This is a genomic window from Lederbergia graminis (genome assembly GCF_042655485.1).
Taxonomy (GTDB): Bacteria; Bacillota; Bacilli; order Bacillales; family Bacillaceae_C; genus Lederbergia; species Lederbergia graminis.
In genome coordinates this window covers 313,383-333,788 of record NZ_JBHSMC010000001.1, presented here as the reverse complement: position 1 = coordinate 333,788, position 20,406 = coordinate 313,383, and the positions used below count along the sequence as shown (strand labels likewise).

The 20,406-nt window shown below is 33.8% G+C and carries 21 protein-coding genes and 1 pseudogene; 7 read left to right on the top strand and 15 right to left on the bottom strand.

Going from position 1 to position 20,406, the window contains the following annotated elements; all coding sequences use genetic code 11:
• Nucleotides 1–58: 58 nt before the first annotated feature.
• The 5 genes from ACFPM4_RS01760 to ACFPM4_RS01740 all read right to left on the bottom strand — a co-directional run bounded on the left by ACFPM4_RS01760 (nt 59) and on the right by ACFPM4_RS01740 (nt 4,003).
• Nucleotides 59–340, bottom strand: coding sequence for a hypothetical protein (locus tag ACFPM4_RS01760; RefSeq protein WP_144925802.1), 282 nt, complete (start codon nt 338–340; stop codon nt 59–61).
• Between the two features lie 80 nt (nt 341–420).
• Nucleotides 421–1,101 (bottom strand): DUF554 domain-containing protein, encoded by a 681-nt coding sequence (locus tag ACFPM4_RS01755; RefSeq protein ID WP_382346994.1) that lies wholly within the window; start codon nt 1,099–1,101, stop codon nt 421–423.
• A gap of 128 nt (nt 1,102–1,229) precedes the next feature.
• Nucleotides 1,230–2,393, bottom strand: a complete 1,164-nt coding sequence (locus ACFPM4_RS01750; RefSeq protein WP_382346991.1) for an MFS transporter — start codon at nt 2,391–2,393, stop codon at nt 1,230–1,232.
• Nucleotides 2,394–2,632: 239 nt separating this feature from the next.
• The gene (locus ACFPM4_RS01745; protein ID WP_382346988.1) at nt 2,633–2,932 is read right to left on the bottom strand and encodes a phospholipase; all 300 of its coding nucleotides are present in this window, start codon (nt 2,930–2,932) and stop codon (nt 2,633–2,635) included.
• A gap of 186 nt (nt 2,933–3,118) precedes the next feature.
• Nucleotides 3,119–4,003, bottom strand: a complete 885-nt coding sequence (locus tag ACFPM4_RS01740) for a helix-turn-helix domain-containing protein (RefSeq protein ID WP_382346985.1) — start codon at nt 4,001–4,003, stop codon at nt 3,119–3,121.
• Nucleotides 4,004–4,119: 116 nt separating this feature from the next.
• Here ACFPM4_RS01740 and ACFPM4_RS01735 point away from each other — a divergent pair, with 116 nt between their 5' ends.
• Nucleotides 4,120–5,478 (top strand): hypothetical protein, encoded by a 1,359-nt coding sequence (locus tag ACFPM4_RS01735; protein ID WP_382346982.1) that lies wholly within the window; start codon nt 4,120–4,122, stop codon nt 5,476–5,478.
• A gap of 144 nt (nt 5,479–5,622) precedes the next feature.
• Here the strand turns inward: ACFPM4_RS01735 and ACFPM4_RS01730 are convergent, their stop codons facing one another.
• From ACFPM4_RS01730 to ACFPM4_RS01715, 4 genes are all read right to left on the bottom strand, one after another.
• Nucleotides 5,623–6,855 (bottom strand): MFS transporter, encoded by a 1,233-nt coding sequence (locus tag ACFPM4_RS01730; RefSeq protein ID WP_382346979.1) that lies wholly within the window; start codon nt 6,853–6,855, stop codon nt 5,623–5,625.
• A 32-nt stretch (nt 6,856–6,887) separates the two neighbouring features.
• Nucleotides 6,888–7,901, bottom strand: a complete 1,014-nt coding sequence (locus ACFPM4_RS01725; RefSeq protein WP_382346976.1) for an ROK family protein — start codon at nt 7,899–7,901, stop codon at nt 6,888–6,890.
• A 386-nt stretch (nt 7,902–8,287) separates the two neighbouring features.
• On the bottom strand, nt 8,288–8,944 hold the full coding sequence (locus tag ACFPM4_RS01720; protein WP_382346973.1) for a hypothetical protein: 657 nt from the start codon (nt 8,942–8,944) through the stop codon (nt 8,288–8,290).
• A 90-nt stretch (nt 8,945–9,034) separates the two neighbouring features.
• Nucleotides 9,035–9,475, bottom strand: a complete 441-nt coding sequence (locus ACFPM4_RS01715) for a PH domain-containing protein (RefSeq protein WP_144929250.1) — start codon at nt 9,473–9,475, stop codon at nt 9,035–9,037.
• Between the two features lie 185 nt (nt 9,476–9,660).
• On the opposite strand from ACFPM4_RS01715, the gene ACFPM4_RS01710 reads away from it, so the two are divergent.
• The 4 genes and pseudogenes from ACFPM4_RS01710 (at nt 9,661) to ACFPM4_RS01695 (ending at nt 12,233) form a co-directional block, all read left to right on the top strand.
• Complete coding sequence (locus ACFPM4_RS01710; RefSeq protein ID WP_382346969.1) at nt 9,661–10,512, top strand: cell wall hydrolase; 852 nt, start codon at nt 9,661–9,663, stop codon at nt 10,510–10,512.
• A 287-nt stretch (nt 10,513–10,799) separates the two neighbouring features.
• Nucleotides 10,800–11,147 carry a hypothetical protein gene (locus ACFPM4_RS01705; protein ID WP_144929272.1) on the top strand — a complete coding sequence of 116 codons (348 nt, stop codon included), beginning with the start codon at nt 10,800–10,802 and terminating at the stop codon, nt 11,145–11,147.
• A 501-nt stretch (nt 11,148–11,648) separates the two neighbouring features.
• Nucleotides 11,649–11,783: pseudogene (locus ACFPM4_RS01700) on the top strand (zinc-ribbon domain-containing protein); the annotation flags it as partial.
• Between the two features lie 3 nt (nt 11,784–11,786).
• A complete protein-coding gene (locus tag ACFPM4_RS01695; protein ID WP_382348198.1) occupies nt 11,787–12,233 on the top strand; it encodes a nuclear transport factor 2 family protein in 447 nt (148 codons plus the stop codon).
• Between the two features lie 77 nt (nt 12,234–12,310).
• Here ACFPM4_RS01695 and ACFPM4_RS01690 read toward each other — a convergent pair whose 3' ends face one another.
• Nucleotides 12,311–12,664 (bottom strand): VOC family protein, encoded by a 354-nt coding sequence (locus ACFPM4_RS01690; protein ID WP_382346965.1) that lies wholly within the window; start codon nt 12,662–12,664, stop codon nt 12,311–12,313.
• A gap of 142 nt (nt 12,665–12,806) precedes the next feature.
• On the opposite strand from ACFPM4_RS01690, the gene ACFPM4_RS01685 reads away from it, so the two are divergent.
• A complete protein-coding gene (locus tag ACFPM4_RS01685; RefSeq protein ID WP_382346962.1) occupies nt 12,807–13,679 on the top strand; it encodes a hypothetical protein in 873 nt (290 codons plus the stop codon).
• Between the two features lie 125 nt (nt 13,680–13,804).
• The gene (locus ACFPM4_RS01680; protein ID WP_382346959.1) at nt 13,805–14,710 is read left to right on the top strand and encodes a DUF4352 domain-containing protein; all 906 of its coding nucleotides are present in this window, start codon (nt 13,805–13,807) and stop codon (nt 14,708–14,710) included.
• Nucleotides 14,711–14,783: 73 nt separating this feature from the next.
• On the opposite strand, the gene trpB is transcribed toward ACFPM4_RS01680, so the two are convergent.
• From trpB to ACFPM4_RS01655, 5 genes are all read right to left on the bottom strand, one after another.
• Complete coding sequence (gene trpB / locus ACFPM4_RS01675; protein WP_382346956.1) at nt 14,784–15,947, bottom strand: tryptophan synthase subunit beta; 1,164 nt, start codon at nt 15,945–15,947, stop codon at nt 14,784–14,786.
• A gap of 124 nt (nt 15,948–16,071) precedes the next feature.
• Nucleotides 16,072–17,169 (bottom strand): GerAB/ArcD/ProY family transporter, encoded by a 1,098-nt coding sequence (locus ACFPM4_RS01670; protein WP_382346953.1) that lies wholly within the window; start codon nt 17,167–17,169, stop codon nt 16,072–16,074.
• 15 nt (nt 17,170–17,184) lie between these two features.
• Entirely contained in the window at nt 17,185–17,406 is a 222-nt protein-coding gene (locus tag ACFPM4_RS01665) for a hypothetical protein (protein ID WP_382346950.1), read from the bottom strand.
• Nucleotides 17,407–17,410: 4 nt separating this feature from the next.
• Complete coding sequence (locus ACFPM4_RS01660; RefSeq protein WP_382346947.1) at nt 17,411–18,619, bottom strand: Ger(x)C family spore germination protein; 1,209 nt, start codon at nt 18,617–18,619, stop codon at nt 17,411–17,413.
• Between the two features lie 11 nt (nt 18,620–18,630).
• Nucleotides 18,631–20,223: a spore germination protein gene (locus ACFPM4_RS01655; protein ID WP_382346944.1), complete on the bottom strand. Its 1,593-nt coding sequence runs from the start codon at nt 20,221–20,223 to the stop codon at nt 18,631–18,633.
• Between the last annotated feature and the right edge of the window lie 183 nt (nt 20,224–20,406).

Genomic DNA, 20,406 nt, shown 5'->3' with positions numbered 1-20,406 from the left:
ATACACATATGTGTTTTTCGGAAATAGTATTAATATTGGGTACTAAATTATCAGTCACCTACCTATTAGGTCGATTATTAGTATTGTTCTTGGATGCTGCATTAATTTTAGGAACTCGATGTGGAATCTCCATTTTAATTGCTATTTTATGTAATAATTCTATTATTTCAGCCAATCCAATTAATACAATACCAGAAATAAGTCCACTACCTCCCCAGTGTAGGAAAATAATCCAACCACCTTCATAACCATCAATTCCAAGCAGAAAACCAATGATGAAACTTAGAATAATTATTACTTTTCCAAGTGCATTCAAAATACTAGCAATCTTATTAACCAATAGATACTCCCCCTTATGTATTACTATTGATTTCTAGGTGAATGCAATCATCTCCTGTAAAATTATAGACAAAAAAGTTTTTATGAAAATATCTCTACTCCAATAAACCAGATAACTGGTACTAACAATGCTGGTAGCATATTTAGCGATTTACTATCTTTAATGCCTAAAATAGATAAACCGGAGCTCAATATTAAGATTCCACCAACAATAGAAACTTCTGTCATAAGTGCATTGGTTAAAAATGGCTCTACATATTGTGCACATAAATAAATGGCTGTTTGCCATGCAAATAACACAACGGCTGCAAACGCAATTCCGATACCATATGTTGCTGCTAGTGCCATCGATGTTACTAAATCAAGAGTTGCATTTGTAAATAAGTATGTATGATTATGGTGTAAGGCACTTTCAACTGGTCCAAGAATGGATAACGTACCAATACAAAAAAGTAAAATTGCTGTAGAAAGACCTTTACTTAAATCTGATTGGGAAAATCGATTCACAAGCTGATTAAAACGTGCGTCTACATTAATAACTGTACCTACTAATCCACCAATAGCTAAACTAACAATAAATAATACCGGATATGAACTGTTGGGCATATTTTGAACAACTGCATTTATTCCAATTGCCACTGCTGCAAACCCCATTGCTGTAAATAATGCCGACTGGTATTCTTCTTTAATGCCCTTCTTTAAAAAACTCCCTGCAAAACTGCCAACAATTATGGCGATTGTATTTACGATAGTTCCGATCATTTCGACAGACCCCTTCTTATGTATACAAACAATTTTCTAGTTAATATAATTTTATTTCTTTACCATGGTTAATTTATCAGCTTAATAGGAACTGAACTAAAAATTTCCCTTCAATATAAACAATAAAGCTATGTTCTATTTATCTTTCTCCTAGCTTTTATCTGTATTGGAGTAAGTGTTCCTATTAACGCAAAAATACTACTAGCTAATAATATTCCCGTTAACCCATTAAAGGCTACAAATGATAAGATACCAAAAACAACTAAATCAAATGCAGAATCTAGAACTGATAATAAAGATAATGTTGTAGCTCGAATATCGGATGGAATCAGGTCATTTTTTAATTGAGAATAAATAGGTCTCCTAAGTGCCTGTCCTATTCTCAACACAAAAAATGCCCCTAAAACAAGCCAAAGCGAATCACCAAATAATGCAGATAGAAAAAGACCAAACGCCGCAAGAACTCCTGTTACACTCATTAATAGCATTCTTGGAAACTTTGTTGTAAACCAACCAATAGACTGAGAAGTTATAAAACCACAAACTGCAGCGAGTGCATACAACACACCAATCATTACAACAGGTAGTCCAGCATCAGTAAATAGCGGTTGATTAAAAGCTTCATAGACAGAATCAGCTGCAATAAATACAAGTGTGAAGTTAATAAACATTAGTAATAGCGTTGGTGCTCTTCGAATTGCTCTCATTCCAGAAACAACTTGTTTAAACGGATTTTCACGATATGAACCGATGCTACTTGGATTTTTCACAAAGAAAATAAGAAAAAATTCTATTAAATGAAATCCTATTCCAGCAATTAATAAAAATACAAACTGATTTTCTTGTAAATCCTGAGCAAAATATGATCCAAATAATACAGCTAATATCATTGATACAAAGCTTGCAGATTGTATCTTTCCCATCGCACGGTCCATTCTATGTTGGTCATCATCTTCTTTTAATGATTCATAAATTAAAGCTTCATCAGCCCCAGAGAAAAAAGTGACCGACAACCCATTTAAAGCACTATATAAGAAAAACATCCATGGATGATTAGAATAAATCAACAAAACGATACTAGCAATTTTCATAAGAACACCTATGAGGAAAGATGTTTTTGCACCAAACCTATCTGCAACAACTCCTCCAGGGACTTCACCGATTAGTACAGCTCCACTCCAAAATATTTGAAGCAGAAGAATATGGGAAGCTTCTAAACCCCTAGCAAAATAAAAAAGGGTCAGTACAGGCGCAATAAAATTAATGGTACCGAAAAAACGAATCCAAAACATTATTCTAATATTATGTATTGATATTGATTTTGTTTTCATCATTGCTCCTGTTTTATATTATGAGATTGTTAATCTGTTAACTAGTGTACTACAAAATTAGTTGGAATAAAGCGATTATTATTGAAAGCTTACAGGACAGTAAGTGGATTGCATTTTTAATTCTTCATCTAATAGTTCAAACTTGGTGAATATTTATCATAATTTAAAAAAACTAACACGATAAGCTCTCACCTATCATGTTAGTATCTTCTATTATCCCGCTCAATCCCACAAGTAAAAATCGTTTGTATTTGCATATATTTGTACATCGTTGCTGCTTTTCTTCCTTTATCCGTTTGCCGATTAATCTTCGGGTATAAGCAGCTTAAGAATGCTCTGTCACAATAGCAACGCGATCTTCCTGAACTAAGGCATTTATCATGCTTATAACAGCATGCATCGACATCATTTATGGGAGCGCCCGGCCCACTGCATCCCGGTCCACACCATTTATAGCCCGGAAACACACACAATCCTCGTTTTCTTCGTCTTGCGTACATCCGTTCACCACCTTATCTGAATTATTTATATATATGAAATTAAAAGGTATGACGTATGTATTAATATCTAGAAATAAGATTACACATAAAAAGATTTTACAAAAAAGGAAGGTCAGAATCCTCTCCAAATATAGAGTGTCTGACCAAAACTAATTTATATTTTTATTATTGAAATAGTCGATTCATTTACTTGTCTTTCCGCAAGCTTCCAGGTGTCCTGCCTGTATGTTTTTTAAACATTTTTGAAAAGTGTTGTGCATTCGTAAAGCCACAATTTTCCGCGATTTCATCCAGCTTAAGATTACTATGTAGGAGTAATTCCTCCGCATGTTGGATTCGTAATTTTACTAAATATTGATGTGGAGATATTCCAAAGTGTTTACGAAATAGTGTTGAAAAGTTTGATATTGACATTCTCATTCGCTTTGCCATGTCCTCGACTGAAATATCTTCCGATAAATAAAATGTTAAATAAGAAGTTATCCAATTAAAATCCTCAGGCGCTTTGGTGCTTTTTGTAATGAATTCCCCATATTGCTTTAACATCGAAAATATTAATTCACTTACAATAATCTGAGCCTCAATGAATCCTAAAGTATCACCTGCTTGCCATAATTTTATTACCTTTATCAATGAGTCACGGAACCACAGGGGATTTTCTGGTTTAAATTGAATTGGTATTGCTACATCTTCAAAATCATTTAATCTCGGCTGCATTATTCGCTTTCTCAGAGATGTATCCATCTGTCCAACATTTTTTTCCTCCGTAACTTCTACTAACCTATCAGAATGATAAAAAATATCCATATGTACAAAAGGAGTAATTGTTTTTGTAGTTCCCTGCAATGATACTAAGCTATTTGGTTGAACTAAATAAAAGTCCCCCTCCCTTAGAAAATAATCCTTTCCATTAACCGTAAAAATACATTTCCCTTCTTGTATATACACTAGCAAATAATCAAATAATCTTCTTTCATGCATAGACCAAGGATTTCTGATTGCATAATCAGCTTCCCTTATAAAGGGTACAATAGGCGACCGTTTCAGAAATTCATGTAAATCTATATTCATATATATCCCTCAAAAAATCATTTTTGACAATAATTATAACATGAATTGATAATGAAAATGCTTACATTTTCATGTAGGATTATGGAAAAGCAAACACTTCAGGGGTGATATTTATTATGTTAAAAGTGAAAATTGACAATAAAGGGATTCCTCCTTTAGCTGGAATTTGCAATTATGAAAAAGCATTAAATACTGGATTTAGTGTGGATGAAAGTGTTGATTTACTAAAACGTTATAACTATGTAAAAAAGTTCTTGAATCAAATTTTCGCGGCACATTTAGCTAGAACACCAGAGTGGGAAGTTAAATGTGCTTTCAGCTATCATATGTGGCTGGATGCCGAGCATTGTGCAGCTATTCGTAAAAGAGTTTCAGAAATGAGAGAACCACCCCTCCATCTAGATAAAGTAGCTGATCCTAAATTAAAATCATTGCTAGATGAAGCTATCCGATCAGAAGATACGTTAGAATTATTAGTAGCCATTTATCAAGTCATCAAACCTGAGATTATCCGTTCTATAAAAAAGCAACTTGACAAGGCAAATCCTATTGCCGAACAACCCACATGTAGATTGTTAAAGATAATTTTAATGGAAGAAGAGGAAATGGTTGCTTGGGGAAAATCAGCTATATCTGCACTAATACAGAATGAAAAACAAGAGCAAAAAGCTATTACATGGGATAAACACTTAACAGCTTATCTTCAGTTAGCAGGTGGGATATTTGGTGATTTAGAAGAAGAGATACCTTCAATCCCAGAACCTAGAGCAGATGGTAATGACTTTGAAATGGATCCAGTTCCGAGACGAGATGATCGATTCAAGGATAATTTTAATAGTGCAGGCTTAATAGATGAATATTACCAAGATGAAAATAGAAGTTTAGAAGAAAGAACATATGCATTATTATATAAACGCTTGAGAGAAATGGACGTTCCTGAATGGATGGCCCCTATTATTTATAAGACGAAAGATAAACCTTGGGAATATTACGTTGATATGAGCAGGCAGTTATGGGATGAAGCAAGACATGCGATGCTAGGAGAAATTGGCTTATATCAAGGAGGCGTTCCCTTCTATAAATACCCAGTTGACCTTAAGTCTTCCATGTCACTTAATACGAAACTGGAACCTTTGGAAGCACATTTAATACTTTGGGCAATCGAACAAGGATTAATGCCGAGAAAAACAGGAAAACATTGGGAATGGGAAATTGCTACTCAATCTGAGAATAAACTTGCAGTAACATTCCAGGATTATGATTGGGCGGATGAAGTATTACATGCACAAATTGGTAGGAAATGGATTGTTCCAGAATTCGGTGGTTTATCACAAGCTAGAGAAGCTTCAGGTCCTGCATTCAAAAAATGGGGAAATGCAATGGAAGAATATCTTGACTGGTCTAAACAGGAAAATTGGTGGCCGAAATTTATGCAAGATATAGAAAAGAATAAATCTTTAAGACAAAATCTATAAAGGTCTCGAGACAAGTATAAATCGTAGTCAACTGAAATGTTATAAAGAGACGATACCGAATTAGGATATATCGTCTCTTTATTAATTGAACTATTATATTAAACTATGTTATTTACTTGTCTAAGGCCCAAATATCATACTTTTTTATAATGCAGCCGAACTAGTATTAAACCCTTGATTTTGTTTTCGCTTTTTAATAATGACATTTAATTTTTCTGACCCAAATAGCATTGCTGCTACAAACATGACGATAAAGATTGGAAAGATACCTAAAGTAGTATTGGATGCAAGGAATCCAAGTATAGGCGGAATAAAAGTGCTTCCTGTATAAGCAGTAGCCATTTGATAGCCCATTATTGTTTGCGAATGAGTCTTACCGAAACGGGTTGGTGTTTCATGTAACATACAAGGAAAAATTGGTGCTAATCCTAACCCTATTATGATGAATCCAGTAAGTGAGAAAATAGAAGGTAAAGGTAAAACTAAAATAACTGCTCCCAATAATGCGATTAGTTGCCCACCACGAATTAATGTACGATTACTCAACTTAAAGGTAATAAAACCAGTTATAAATCTACCAACAGTTATTCCACCATAGTAATAGGAAACCCAGCCAGCAGCTGTAGCCGCACTTAACCCTTTAACTTCAACCAAGAAACTACTACCCCAAAGTCCCATTGTGGATTCAATACCACAATAAAAAAGGAAGGCTGCTAAAGCTAGTTTTACTCCTTTTATTTTTAATGGCTTTGTATTTTCATTATTTTCTTCATTTGCAATTTCATTTGAATTATCCACAACTTCATTATTTTTTATATTGTTGAGCTTTGTTACTTTATTCCACAATGGTAATGTTAAGAGCAAGACGATTACTAGAGCAAATTGTAGTCCAGCAATCGTTAAATAACCGTCTCTCCATGCATTATCCCCTGCAATAAACTGCGCCATTATAATGGGGCCGAGTGTGGCACCAACACCCCAAAAACAATGCAACCAACTCATATGATGAGCTTTGTAATGAATAGCAACATAATCGTTTAAACCTGCATCCACTGCTCCTGCACCTAATCCTAGTGGAATTGCAAATACCATTAGCCAAATGACAGAAGGTGAAAAATGAAATCCTAATAATGCTACTGCTGTCATTAACACACTTACAAATGTAACTCTTCCAGTTCCAAAGCGTTTGAGAAGCCTTCCACTAGCTAAACTTGAAATAATGGTACCACTGGCAACAACCATAAAAAGTAATCCCGCTGTTTCCAGTTTCGCACCTAAATCTATTTGCATAGCTGGCCAAGCTGCACCTAACATCGGATCAGGTAAACCTAAGCTAATAAATGCTAAATAAATGATAAGTAATAGTAATGTTGTCATTAGTAATCCTCACTAGTTCTAGATTTTCTATGTTAATCAATTGCTTGACTCCTCAAAAGATGAAGTGCTAGATTTTGTAATCCGTATAAATAGTCATTTTTCCAGTTACTTGTTGTTAGTTCTGGAAGGTGTTCTACCGGGATATAAATTGCACTCTGATTCGCAATTTTGTATAGTATTTCTTTTTCCACTTCATCAGTGGAAAATATAATTGTATGTGGATTAATGATTGCAGTAAATGTAGCTATTAATCTACTTATTGCATCTATTTCATGATCCTCTTGGATAGTAATTTTTTTACTACCTAACGCCTGCTCAAAGTTTTTATGATTGTATTGGGGTATAAATGAAACTTCACCTGAGAAGAATGTACTTCCTCGAATTACTTCTCCATTAATTAAGATTCCTGCTCCTGGGCCGTTTTGTCCTGAATACAAGTATACAAGAGATTTACCTGCATTTAATTCACTATTAGCGTGATATCCAATTACGGCAGCATTCATATCATTTTCAATTACCACTGGGATAGAAAAATGATTTTCATAATACTTTTTTAGATCTAAATGTTGAAATTCATCATATCCAGGTATATAAAAGACTTTTCCATTTTCTACTGATCCTGGAACACCTATAGCAATCGTTTTTATTTTAGGATATTTTTTTATCATATTTTCAATATTCATTGTTAATACTTTTAATCCATTATGAGTTAATACACTACATATCTCCCCTGTTTCTCTTACCTCACCAATCGAATTAAATATTGAATAATTAGTTTCAGTTTTTTCCAAGAATATAGCTAAACCCAATGAATATTCGGGATTATAACGATAGCGTTTTGCTCTTCTTCCTCCACTAGACTCATCTAATCCGAGTGAAATAATTTCTCCTTTTTTCTCCATTAGGGTTAGGAATTTACTAATGGTAGGGAAGCTAATATCTAATGATTCATTTAACTCTACCTTCGTCGCGCTTCCGAGCTCGATTAAAGTGGTACGAATTTGTTCAAGAATGACGTTTTTTCTATTATGAAGATTCGTTTGCATATTCAATCACCTATAGTAAAGCATGATAAAAGTTGATAAAAAAGTTGTAATCCAAAACTTATTTAACTACTTTAATAAGTAGCTACTAAATCATAACATATTTCATGAAATAAATTGATGTAAGAAATTAATCTGTTTTTTATAAGTTGAATTAATTCACTTATCATTCTATTAATATATTTATATTATCTAGGGAGGCTCTAGCATAAATAACATCTTAGAAAAAATCAATGAACAAGGTAAATTTATAAAAACAAGTATTTACATTATTGTCGGTTTTTCCAATGTATTAGTCGGCTATGTAATTGGCCACCTTGTTGGAAAATTCATATTCTAAATATAAAAAGCATTTGATGGATATGAATTCACCAAATGCCATTTTCGTTTTAAGTAGCTCCCTTTTGCTCCTGCATATGATTTGTCCATACAATTGCAGTCATGAAAATAAGTTCTAGCCCATTCATCCAAACAGGATTCTTACTTATAAAATTCATCATGCTCCCAATCCCTAATAGAATTGTTGCTATAAATAACCACGGCCACTTTTGTTTCACCCAAATGATTAAACCAGTAAGTAATATGATAACAGAAACGGTTATCACCATAATTGGAGTGGAATGCCCAGTGTGTTCATATGTTAATATTCCATATTGCAAATGAACATTTAACGCTAAATTACTTGTTACAGTAACAACCTCAATAAGAATTAAGGCAATAACCAACAAATAACAAACTACACTCACCCACCTTGCTTTTGCCCACTGCAAATTTGCATATCTTAAAGTAAATAATCCAAAGAAGACCAGTAGTGGTGTCACTAATGCATGGAGCCAATAACGTACCTTAGTTAATGCCTCTAGGACATTCCCCTCACCTATCCATATACCTGAAGCAATGACAGCATTTTCATAAATTAGTGAGATTATGACAAGAATGATTACATTACTTAAGTTAATTCTTCTAAATTTAAAAGCGATACGTATACTCCAAAAAAGTAGAAATATATAAATTAAAACATAGGAAAAGTATAGAATTCCAGTCATTTATGCATGCTCCTTCCTTCTATAATTTTTTCCTATGTTTATTTTTTCATACTATAATGTAATGTTAATACAAGCGACTTCTTATCCACTTTATAATAATTTACACCGTTTTCTTAATTCCTCCATAAACTCCTGCTTGTTTTCTGGCGAGATAATAATGCTTCCCATTAATCCTGTTTTATATTGGATTTCCAGTGCATCTTTTGATGATAAAACGCGATATCCTATAAGCATGTTATTTGACTCAAACATACGTGTAATCTGATCATATGGAATCTTGCTGCGAAATGGACCACCACGGACGTATAGATAATCTTCCAATAGTACGTATTCAATATCCATCCAAATCCAAATCATAAAACCTGTACATAAAATAAATAATCCTACCAAAATAATAACTGCTAACCACTCAGGCTCTGCTTCATAATAGATTGCAAAATAAGAAGGCACTAAACAAGCTAAAGCAATGACAGAAATTGATACTATCATCATTGCAGCAAAGGCCATATCCCTTTTTGCTTTAAATCTCATTATTATTTCACTTCCTATTTTCTATCCTATTTATCGTACGTATATCTAATTAAATAGTTTCAATAACAATTGTTTAATATGAATGTAACATAACTGTAATACTATTCTATTTTTTCAGTTCATAGAAATAGTCTTAAATAAGAGCTTCGTATTTAGAACTCTATCTACTAGGAGGACTATTTTTCATGAAAAAACTATTATTCGTACTAACGTTTATAGCAACTTTTTTCTTTGCTGCCCCTGCTTTTGCTTATACAGTACAAAAAGGTGATACAATGACGAGCATTGCTGATAAACACGGAATGACTCTTGATGAAATAGCGGCAGCCAATCCGCAAATTGATAATCTTGATCTTATCCTTGTTGGACAAGAAGTTCATATAAATGAAAAAGAAGTAAAAGAAAAAGCTGATAATAAAATAGTAAAAAAAGAGAAGCCTAGAGCTAGTCTTAAACAATATAGGTTGCTTAGTCTATTTAATAGTACCAGTAAACCATTAAAAATAAATCTAACTACACAGGTTAGTAGTGCGACTAGTGATGTAAATGATAATGCTACTAGTAGTAATAACGAGGAAGTAATGGTTGCAAATAATATAAATACAAATGAAGTAGATCCTGCCAGTGAGAACGTGGTCGAATCATCAACGGAAGATGATTCATTAACAATCGCTGATTTTACTGATGCTGAAATTGATTTATTAGCAAGAATCGTAAGAGCTGAAGCACAAGGTGAACCGTTTGAAGGCAAAGTTGCTGTTGCTGCTGTTGTATTAAATCGCTTAGAAAGTCCTCAGTATCCTGATACATTGAGAGAAGTAATTTATCAGAAAAATCAATTCCAGCCTGTTCGAAATGGACAAGTTAATAAACCAGCTGATGAAGCATCATTTGAAGCTGTATATGCTGCTCTTTCAGATATGAGAGATATCGCTAAAGACTCGTTATTCTTTTACAATCCCAAAATAGCAAAAAGTCGCTGGTTAGATACAAGACAAACTACACTTGTAATTGGTCAACACGTGTTTAAAAAATAATATTAAATACTTTAGGGCTGTGAAATCATCAAGTTGATTTTACAGCCCTTTTTTTATAATAGCTCTGTTAAACTCTGTTGTTGATCTTCGCTCCTGTACACTCGCTTTCCGCGGGCACGGCCTCAGCTAACTTGGCAAAGAAAACCGCTTTGCCAAGTGGATCTTCGGCTCGTGCTGTTCCCGCAGGAGTCTCGTGTACATCCGCTACAATCAACTAAGTTGTTAACAACAATGAACTTTAACAGAGCCTTTATAATAAATGATTCAAGTGAAAAAGGGTGATCATGATGAATTACTTTCTAAGTTATGCACTATCTATTATTCTTACTTCTCTCTCTTACTTTATAGGTACTCACATATTAAAAAAAGGCATTGAATCGTGGCAAGCTTTAATCATCGGATTTACAGTTGTATCATTGGGGGCACTTACCGAGTATTTAGGAGCACCAATTTGGTTAATTGTCCTAATCCCATTCCCCGTTGGAATGCTATTATTATTTCTATTCTTGCAACAACCATTACAAATTTGGTTTATTGCCTACATAACTGTATTAGCACTATACACAATTATTCATATTCCCATGAGTTATTTTTTTCATTTTCATTCTTTAATACCTGCTTGGAAATTATCGTGAATTTAATCTATCACTTTCCATTCTTGTGTGTTGCTTGATGTAAGCATTCATCGTTAAAAACACTCTCATTTACCGTTGGGCTCTTCCCTTCACATCCATGAAGAGGAAGACCTCATTCGGATGTATGGTAAATTGTTAATAGTATTAGCCAATTTTTAGCTTAAGACCACTACTATCTTCCCAATACTCCAAGTCATTAATAAAAGTGATGTCGTCTCCCAAATGTATTATCAACTTAATGAACCAAGCACTTCCAAATTGTACCCAACGTATACTAAATAAACACCACTTAACTGGTCATATTGAGTAGAGTAATACCAAAGACTACTAAAAAGAACGAACCAAAAATACATAATACTTTCTTCCTCTCACTATATTCCTATAAAAATGCAAATCAAAACCAGATGTTAACTAATCAATTAATCTTGTAATAAATGAAAAGTTTTTGTAAAATAACTTTGGTCTATTAAAAATTACATTATTGAAAGGAATGTACATACTTTGAAAAATTGCTACTCATGTGGGAATGCTATTGGCGATTCCAAATTTTGTAGCCATTGTGGGGCATCACAAGAATGTTCTTCATGTGGCACAGAGATTACCTCTCCATCCAAATTTTGCTCTAAATGTGGAGCAAGTATGGGTCAAACAGTTAACACACAAGCAACAACTATAACTCCGTCTACATCTCCCAAAAAATCATTTGATTTCAAAAAAATCCCGTGGTTTGTTTGGGCAATTGCAGCTGCAGTCATTCTTTTACTAATTTTCAATCCTTTTAAAGGTCCAAACACACCTAAAGAAGTAGTAACAGAATTTATGGAAGCTTTCGAAGATTTAGATGAAAAGAGAATTAAAAAACTAATTCATCCTGATGAAAGAGATATCGTTGACTTTTCTGGTGTTCCTAAAGATGTAAAGGTGAAAATCATTGAATTTGAAGAAGTGACAATTGAAGGCGATGAAGCGTATGTCGTTGTAATTGCTGAAATGTCATCTAAAAAACTTGGCTTATCTGAAGAAGATGACTTTGAATTTGAACTTGAAAAGGTTAAAGGAAAATGGCTTATCGTTGACGGTCTATAATAGATCCAAACTAGGGAAGTACTCAGAGTACTTCCCTGTTTTTTATTTTCTTTAAGTTTTACTTCTTCCTCTTACCTTTAACATTTACAAACCATTAGTTGATTTCCATCCGGATCTTCAAAGTTAAAGTAATGATCATGCTGGATTTCAGTAAGCAGTTTTACCTGTTTGTTTTTCAAATAATCATATGATTCTCTAATATTATTGGTATTAAAATGAAATGCTGGAGTCCTGAAAATATTTTCTTCTGAGTAAATTTTACTATCTAATACAACATCAGTACCTATTGTCTGTAATATATATAAATGATTGAATAATATTTCCCCCTCTGCTGGAACACCTAAAATATCACAATACCAATCTCTTGCCTTCTCAATATTACGTACAGGAATAAAAATGGCGCCTACTTCATTTATCAACGGACTTTTCATCCTACACTTCCTTTCATCTTAATATATATTAAAAATTATGTAAAATCTCCTATTTCATTTGGAGCATTTTAATTGTCCAATATTCAAAATTATTATAGCATTATAACCGGAAAGAATATTGTCGAAAAATGGGGGTATAGTTTTGAAAAAGTTTTTTAGTATTTTAGTATTATTTGCACTGATGTTATTCGGATGCTCTAGTGATGCGTCGAATGACTCTAAAGGTAAAGATAATACCGAGGTACAAGAAAAAGAAAATGAAGTAGCACAAGAGAAAAACACGTTTATTGATGGACAAGAAGGTCAACAAACACAAGAAATTAAAATAGGTGAATCTGCATACTTTTTATATCCTGAGTCTAAGGTAACAAAAGAAAGAAAAGTAGAATTCATCATTCATGGCATTGATTATATTAAAGAACATGGTGCTATGAGGATAGAAGATAATGAAAAATATGATTATTTGATAGTGGATTTAGAAGTAAAAAATGCTGGAGAAAATAATGTTGGTACAATAATATATCCAAATATCCATTATTATAACGTATCCGGCCAAGAACGTAATATAAAAACAATAGATTATCCAAGAAGTAAATATTATTTTAAACAAGTTGATTTAATACCGGGTGGAAATACAAGGGGCTTAGCTGTCTTTAGGCTTCCTGAAGGGGAAGAAATCGCAGGTATCGTCATTGATACATGGATGGGTACAAGCTATTATTCCGATCGCCCATTTAGTTTGGATATGTCGAATGTAGATAAAGTTGCAACAGAATCTGCAACTCACTCACCTGAAGAATTAGAGTTAGTTAGAGAAGAATTTATTAAAGACAGATTTGGAGATTACGATGGAACAGAAGTTAAAGGTAATAGATTGCCTTTATCTAGACATGATTTAGTAAATTATAACCTAACTTTTGAACCAGAAGATACTGATTATGATGCTATATACTATTCTGAATTCAAACGCGATGAAAACAATCGAATAATCGGTGTACAACTAACAAAACAATAAAAAATATGTCCTTGTTCTCAACATTGAGAATAAGGACATTTTACTGTATTAACATAGGAAAATTTACCTATTATTTAATTGTCAAAATTTCAAAACTATTATACTATTATAAAGAATGGTATATATTGTCGAATATTGGAGGTATAGAATTGAAAAAGGTTTTTGGTATTTTAGTATTATTTAGCATGGTATTATTTGGTTGTTCTGATGAAGCATCTAATAGTAAAAAAGATGGAGAAAAAGAGCAAGAACTAGAAAAAGAAGTAGTACAAGAAAAAAATACATTTATTAGTGGAAAAGAAGGTCAATCAACTCAAGAAATTAAAGTTGGAGAATCTGCTTTCTTTATCTTCCCTAAAACAGACTTTACTGAAGAAAGAAAAGTAGAGTTTATTGTTCACGGTATTGATTATGTTGATGGTGAAAAAAATGTTGATTATTCACTTTTATCTACACATGATTATTTAATTTTAGACTTCGAAGTTAAAAATATTGGAGAAGATAAGATTACATCAAATGATTACCCAAGATTAGTCTTACATAATAGTTCTGGTCAAGAAGTCAATACAGATATAAGAAGAAATAAAAATAGTGATTACTACTTTACAATGCCCGATTTAATTCCTGGTGGACATAGTCGAGGATTAGCTATTTACGAATTAAAAGACGGAGAAGAAATTGCTGAAATACTTTTTAGAACTACAGGAAGGTTTGTTGATTTTGATTTGAATATTCCATTTAAGTTAGATATATCCAACCTAAATGCTTTAGCTAGTGAAGAAATTACAAATTTATATGAACAACTAGAATTATTAAGAGAAGAACATTTAACAAGTCGATTTAGTAACTTGGATGGAGAAGAAATTTCAGGTAGTGTTATTTCCATTCAGAAATCATCATTAGAAAATTACAATCTTATTATGGAACCGGCTGATATCAAAGTTGGAAGTTTGAACCGGGATAAATACTTCGCTGAATTCATCCGTGATGAAAATAACCGCATTATCGGTGTGCGATTTACAAAACAATAATTAAAAAGGTGCTTCCTCAGTTTTAGAGGAAGCACCTTTTTTAGTTCGGGACATTGTTGCTGACCCCATGTCCCTATTTCTGAAGTAATTTATATACTTGTTCTACGTCTTTGTCGCCTCTTCCAGATAGGTTAACAATAATCGAGTCTTCTGGACCATATTCTTTTGCTAGTTTCATCGCATGTGCAACAGCATGGGAACTTTCTAGTGCTGGGATAATCCCTTCTACTTTGGATAATGTTTGGAAGGCTTCGAGGGCCTCTTCTCCAGTTACTGTGACATATTCAGCACGGTTAGTTGTTTTCAAATAACTATGTTCTGGTCCGATGCCTGGATAGTCAAGTCCTGCAGCTATTGAATAAGTAGGTTGTGGATCTCCATTTTCATCTAAAAGTGTTAAACATTTAAAACCATGAATAACAGCTGGAACTCCCTTTGTTAACGTAGGTGCTTCAGCAGGTTCTGCTCCTACTAATCTCACAGATGGCTCATCGATATAGTGTGCGAATGCTCCAATTGCATTACTTCCCCCACCTGCACAAGCTACAACTGCCTTCGGTAATTTCCCTTCTTTTTCAAGGATTTGTCTCTTCGATTCTTCACTTATAATCGATTGAAAATGTTTTACCATTGTTGGGAATGGATGTGGTCCAACTGCTGATCCAAGTAAATAAAAAGTATTCTTGTAATTTTCTACTAAATCATTTAATGCTGCATCAACAGCATCCTTTAATCTTCCTTGACCTTTATCCACTGCTACAACTTTAGCACCAAGTAATTCCATACGGAACACATTCAATGCTTGTCTTTCTGTATCTAATTTCCCCATATAAATAATACATTCCATACCACCAACAATTGCACAAGCGGTAGCTGTCGCAACTCCATGTTGACCCGCTCCGGTTTCAGCAATGATACGAGTTGCTCCCATACGTTTTGCCAATAAAATTTGTCCAATTGCATTATTAATTTTATGAGCACCAGTATGGTTTAAATCCTCTCGCTTTAAATAAATCTTCGCGCCTCCTACTAATTTTGTTAAGTTTTCTGCAAAAGTTAGTGGGTTTTCTCTTCCAATATGATCTTTCATATAATAATCTAATTCCGCTTTAAAATCGGGATCATCTTTATACTTTTCAAAATTCTCATCTAAATACTCTAAAACTGTTTGTAAGTCAGGAGGAACAAAACTTCCACCAAATTCTCCAAAATAGCCTTTTTTAATAGCCTCAACCATATGAAACTCTCCTCTACTTTAAAGATATTAAATTTTTTGTATATTTAATTGATTCCTATTATAGCATTAGTTCTAACAATTAGAGAAGAAGTTTTATAAAAAACGCGGCTAAAGATAATTCACTTTACTTTTTCTTAATACTTTTTAATTTATCGATTATTAACGTGATAAAAGGTATGAATATCCCCATTACTAAGGCATATGCATCCCAGTAAGTATCGTCCCAATAATTCATATATGATACATTTGGATATACGACTGTTGAATATAGCACTATTAAAATGCCTAATGGGATAACGAGGAATCGATAATCTCGAACCTTTAATAGTTGCGCTACTCCAACGACAAAAGCGTAAAAGTAAAGTGCAGTTTTGAAGAAAATGGAAACCACCCATATACCTGCCATTACAGATTCCAAACGTTCAATTATTTCATAAAGGCTTACTGTTTTCGCAAGTATATAGCTCGGGAACATTTGACGCGCTGTCGTCGGTGCTCCCAATACTAATAAACATAACAACACGATAACAGATACGATACCTGCACCAATTAACGCACCAATGATAAAGTTCCATTTCCCTTTCGTCGGCCGATTAATATTTTTAGGAATAAACATTAAAAAAATAACTAACGGGAATGCAGATGTAGCAACAAAATCGATTACTGACGATATGTGATCACTAACTTTAGCTTCATATAATGGACTAAGTCTTTCAAATTGTAATTCAGGTAACAAAAAAATGGTTAAAGTCAAAAACAGGAGGAGAAACCAAGGAAATAGCAGTTCCCCTGTACGTGCTAATACTTCTATCCCCGCTCGGACAACCATAATAACCATGATAGCTAACATCAAATTTAGTATTTCAATAGGTGTATTAGTAAGTATTTGTGTTGTCGTAAAATTACCAAAATAAAAAAGTAGTGTTGTGGAACCTATAAAAGAAAAAAACACATACGTAAAAGCAATAATCTTACCAAGGATTTTCCCATATACTCGCTGTAAATATTCTATGTATGTCTCTCTACCCATTGCTTTCCCGCAAACATAGAAAAAATATGCACATACACAACAAACCAAAACAGCAATTAAGGCACTTAACCAGGCATCTTGATTTGACTTGCCAGTCATGGATGCAGGGATAACGAGTAACGTAGAGCCTGATGTAAAGAAGGCTGCAAGAATGGTGATTTGTAACGGACTGATCCTTACTTTCTCCTCCATTGGATGGCCTCCTTTTTAAATCAATATTTTACTGATTGGTTTCATCAAGAATGCGATGAGCTCTAACGGATTGGGGAGTGCTCCACCATTCAATTTGTATGCCGATAATGCAGTAATCACTAGCATACATATCGAAAAAATAACAATTTCACGAAGCCTCCTTTCATGAACCAAAGGACGAAGATGAAAGAATGATATAACAGCAAAAGCAAAAATCAAACCTACCGTTTTTAACATTCATTCACTCCTCTCCTAATTCATTATGGAATGGATTATTGATCGTTCCTTCCCGACGTATATGAATATCTACATCAATGTTTACAGTTATTTCGGGAAAAGTATCTGACCATTTATCTTTTAATTTTGCCCATGCTTTCGGATCATTCTTATGAATCGCTTTTCCAAAACCAAATATATCGGACTTAAAGTCTTTTTGCGCTTTATGGACCGTTTTTGTAATGATATCTTTCACATCTTTATTGGACTGTTTCTCTAATTGAGCAATAACTGATGGACTTGATAAATCTATCTTTGTATTCACTTCTGCAACATTCGCTTCACCACTAATCTTTACGGTAATACTCGGGACTCCATGATTCATGTTAGGTATGATTTCAGCTTTACTTTTTATTAATTCAATTCCAATAAAATCATCATTTTGTTTGAATACAATTGCTGTACTCTCCACATTATCTTTCACATAATTAAGTCCTTTACTTTCTTCCTCTGTTAACCAACCTACTAATTTATTTTTTTTAAATACTCCCGTTCCATTAAAACTAATAATTGAATTTGGAATGACATTTGGTATATCTTCCTTTCCTTTTACTGCCTTTGGGTCCCCTTCTACTTTTATACCAGTTAAAGTTGGCTGAATCCCATCACTTACAATCTCATCCATTAAATCGTGTAATTGTTTTTTTCCAGTAGCAGCCCATGAGTCTGCAGATGCTTCTAAAGCATTAAACATTTTATTAGCTGGTATTTTACTAATACTCGTCAACATACCAAGTATATCTTTGGCTGTATGCTCTCTTGCGATTACAACGTAAAAATCCGTTCTAACCTCGGGATCTCTGGACAACACATCCAAAACGTCATAGATCCCCTCTTTAGCAACTTTTTCACCTACCACAATAATCCGTAAGTGTGACATATAAATTTTGGATGGGGTTTTTGTTGTTAATTTCCTTAATGCTTCAAAAAGTATATCCCCTGTTGCACTGTATGTCGTAACTGGAGTATCGTAGCCTGATCCACCTCCAGTGTTAGCTGCATTTTCGGAAGGATTTAATACTTGGACGGAAATTTCAAACTCTCCTTTTTCATTTTTATCAATTCCGAGTGCAACTGCAATCGAAAGATCCGTGACTTCTAATCTGTCCCAACACCCTGATAAAAGTGGAAGTAAAATGGAAAATAATAAAATATACGTTACTTTTTTTCGCATACATCAACTTCCTATTTGTGTGATTTCGGTTTATTATTTTGTTTGTTATTCTCTCTAACTGTATTTTTCTGACTAATCAATCGCGGGCGAGAAAACATTCCCCACCATGGAACCCGAAACATTACATCCTTTTGATCATCTAAATTAAAAGGAGCCACTGTTGAAGTATAGGGAACACCAAAAGATCTCAGTGTGCATAAATGAATACACATTAAAATAATCCCGAACATAATGCCAATTAAGCCAAAAACAGCTGCCAATGACATCATGCCAAATCGTAACATTCGAACTGTTGTGGCTAAATTAATTGCTGGAAAACAAAAGTTTGCAATTGCTGTAAGTGATACAACTATCACCATTGCCGGAGAGACCAACCCTGCCTGTACGGCGGCTTGTCCTAAAACTAATGCTCCAACAATACTCATTGCCTGACCGACCGCTCTAGGCATTCGAACTCCTGCTTCTCGTAAAATTTCAAATGCTAATTCCATCAATAAAGCTTCTAGGAATGCTGGGAATGGAACTCCTTCACGTTGAGCGGCTATTCCAACCAACAAGGTAGTTGGCAACATTTCTTGGTGAAACGTTAAAACTGCAATATATAAGGACGGTGCGATAAGCGCGATGAAAAAACATAAAAAACGCAGCATGCGTAATAAAGTGGCTATATCAGCACGTTGGTAGTAATCTTCACTTGCTTGAAAAAACTCTACAATGAGACTCGGAACTACTAGTACAAATGGAGAACCATCCACAAGAATTGCAACACGACCTTCTAATAGTTTTCCAGCAACAGCATCGGGACGTTCCGTACTAAAAATTGTTGGAAATGGTGTTTTCGCTTCATCTTGAATAAGTTCTTCAATGTAGCCACTCTCTAAAATTGCATCTATGTCAATTCTGTTTAACCTGTCATGAACTTCCTTAATAACACCGTCATTCGCAAGTCCATTAATATAAGCAACTACTACTTTTGTTTTCGTAATCTTGCCAATCTCTTTCGATTCCATCCATAGATCAGAACTTCTAATTCTTTTTCTCAATAATGATGTATTTATACTTAACGTTTCTGTAAAACCATCACGCGGTCCTTTAATAAGAGTTGCAGATTGCGGTTCTTCAATACTACGTTTTTCTTGTCCAGGAATATTAACTGTAATGGCTTTCGTTAAGTTATTTACTAACAAGGCGGCTTGACCAGATAATATATTAGTTAATAGTGATGGAATATTATCGATTTCTTCTATGCTACCAACAGTAATTGCTTTATGCTTTAAAGTATTTATGAGTGAGGTATTTTCTTTGGAAGATACTGCTTTCAGATCATCGACATCCAGTTTATGAAGTAAAGAATCTATCATATCTTGTAAAGATGATGATTCAACTAGACCTTCCGTATATGCTATTGCAACATCCACTTTATTTTTTGTACCTATTTGGAGATTGCGAATAACTAAGTCAGAACTATTTCCTAACATGGAACGGATCGTATCAATCGTTTCATTTAAAGAAGATGGTAACTTTTTTTGATTTTCAGTTAAATTTACTTCTTCTATGTATGGTTGATGTTTCTTTCGAAAAAAAGTCTTTCTTCTTAAAGACATGAAACAAATCACCTCCCTCCTATTGTTAACAACCGTTAGCATAATATGTAAAATAATATAAAATGAGGGTGACGAGTAAACCTTGATTCTTTAGCTTCATATTCGTTCCTATTCCGAAATTTGTGTAAGATGTCTAGTGCTTTGTTTCATTCATTGATATGAGAAAAACCCCCCGTGAATCTT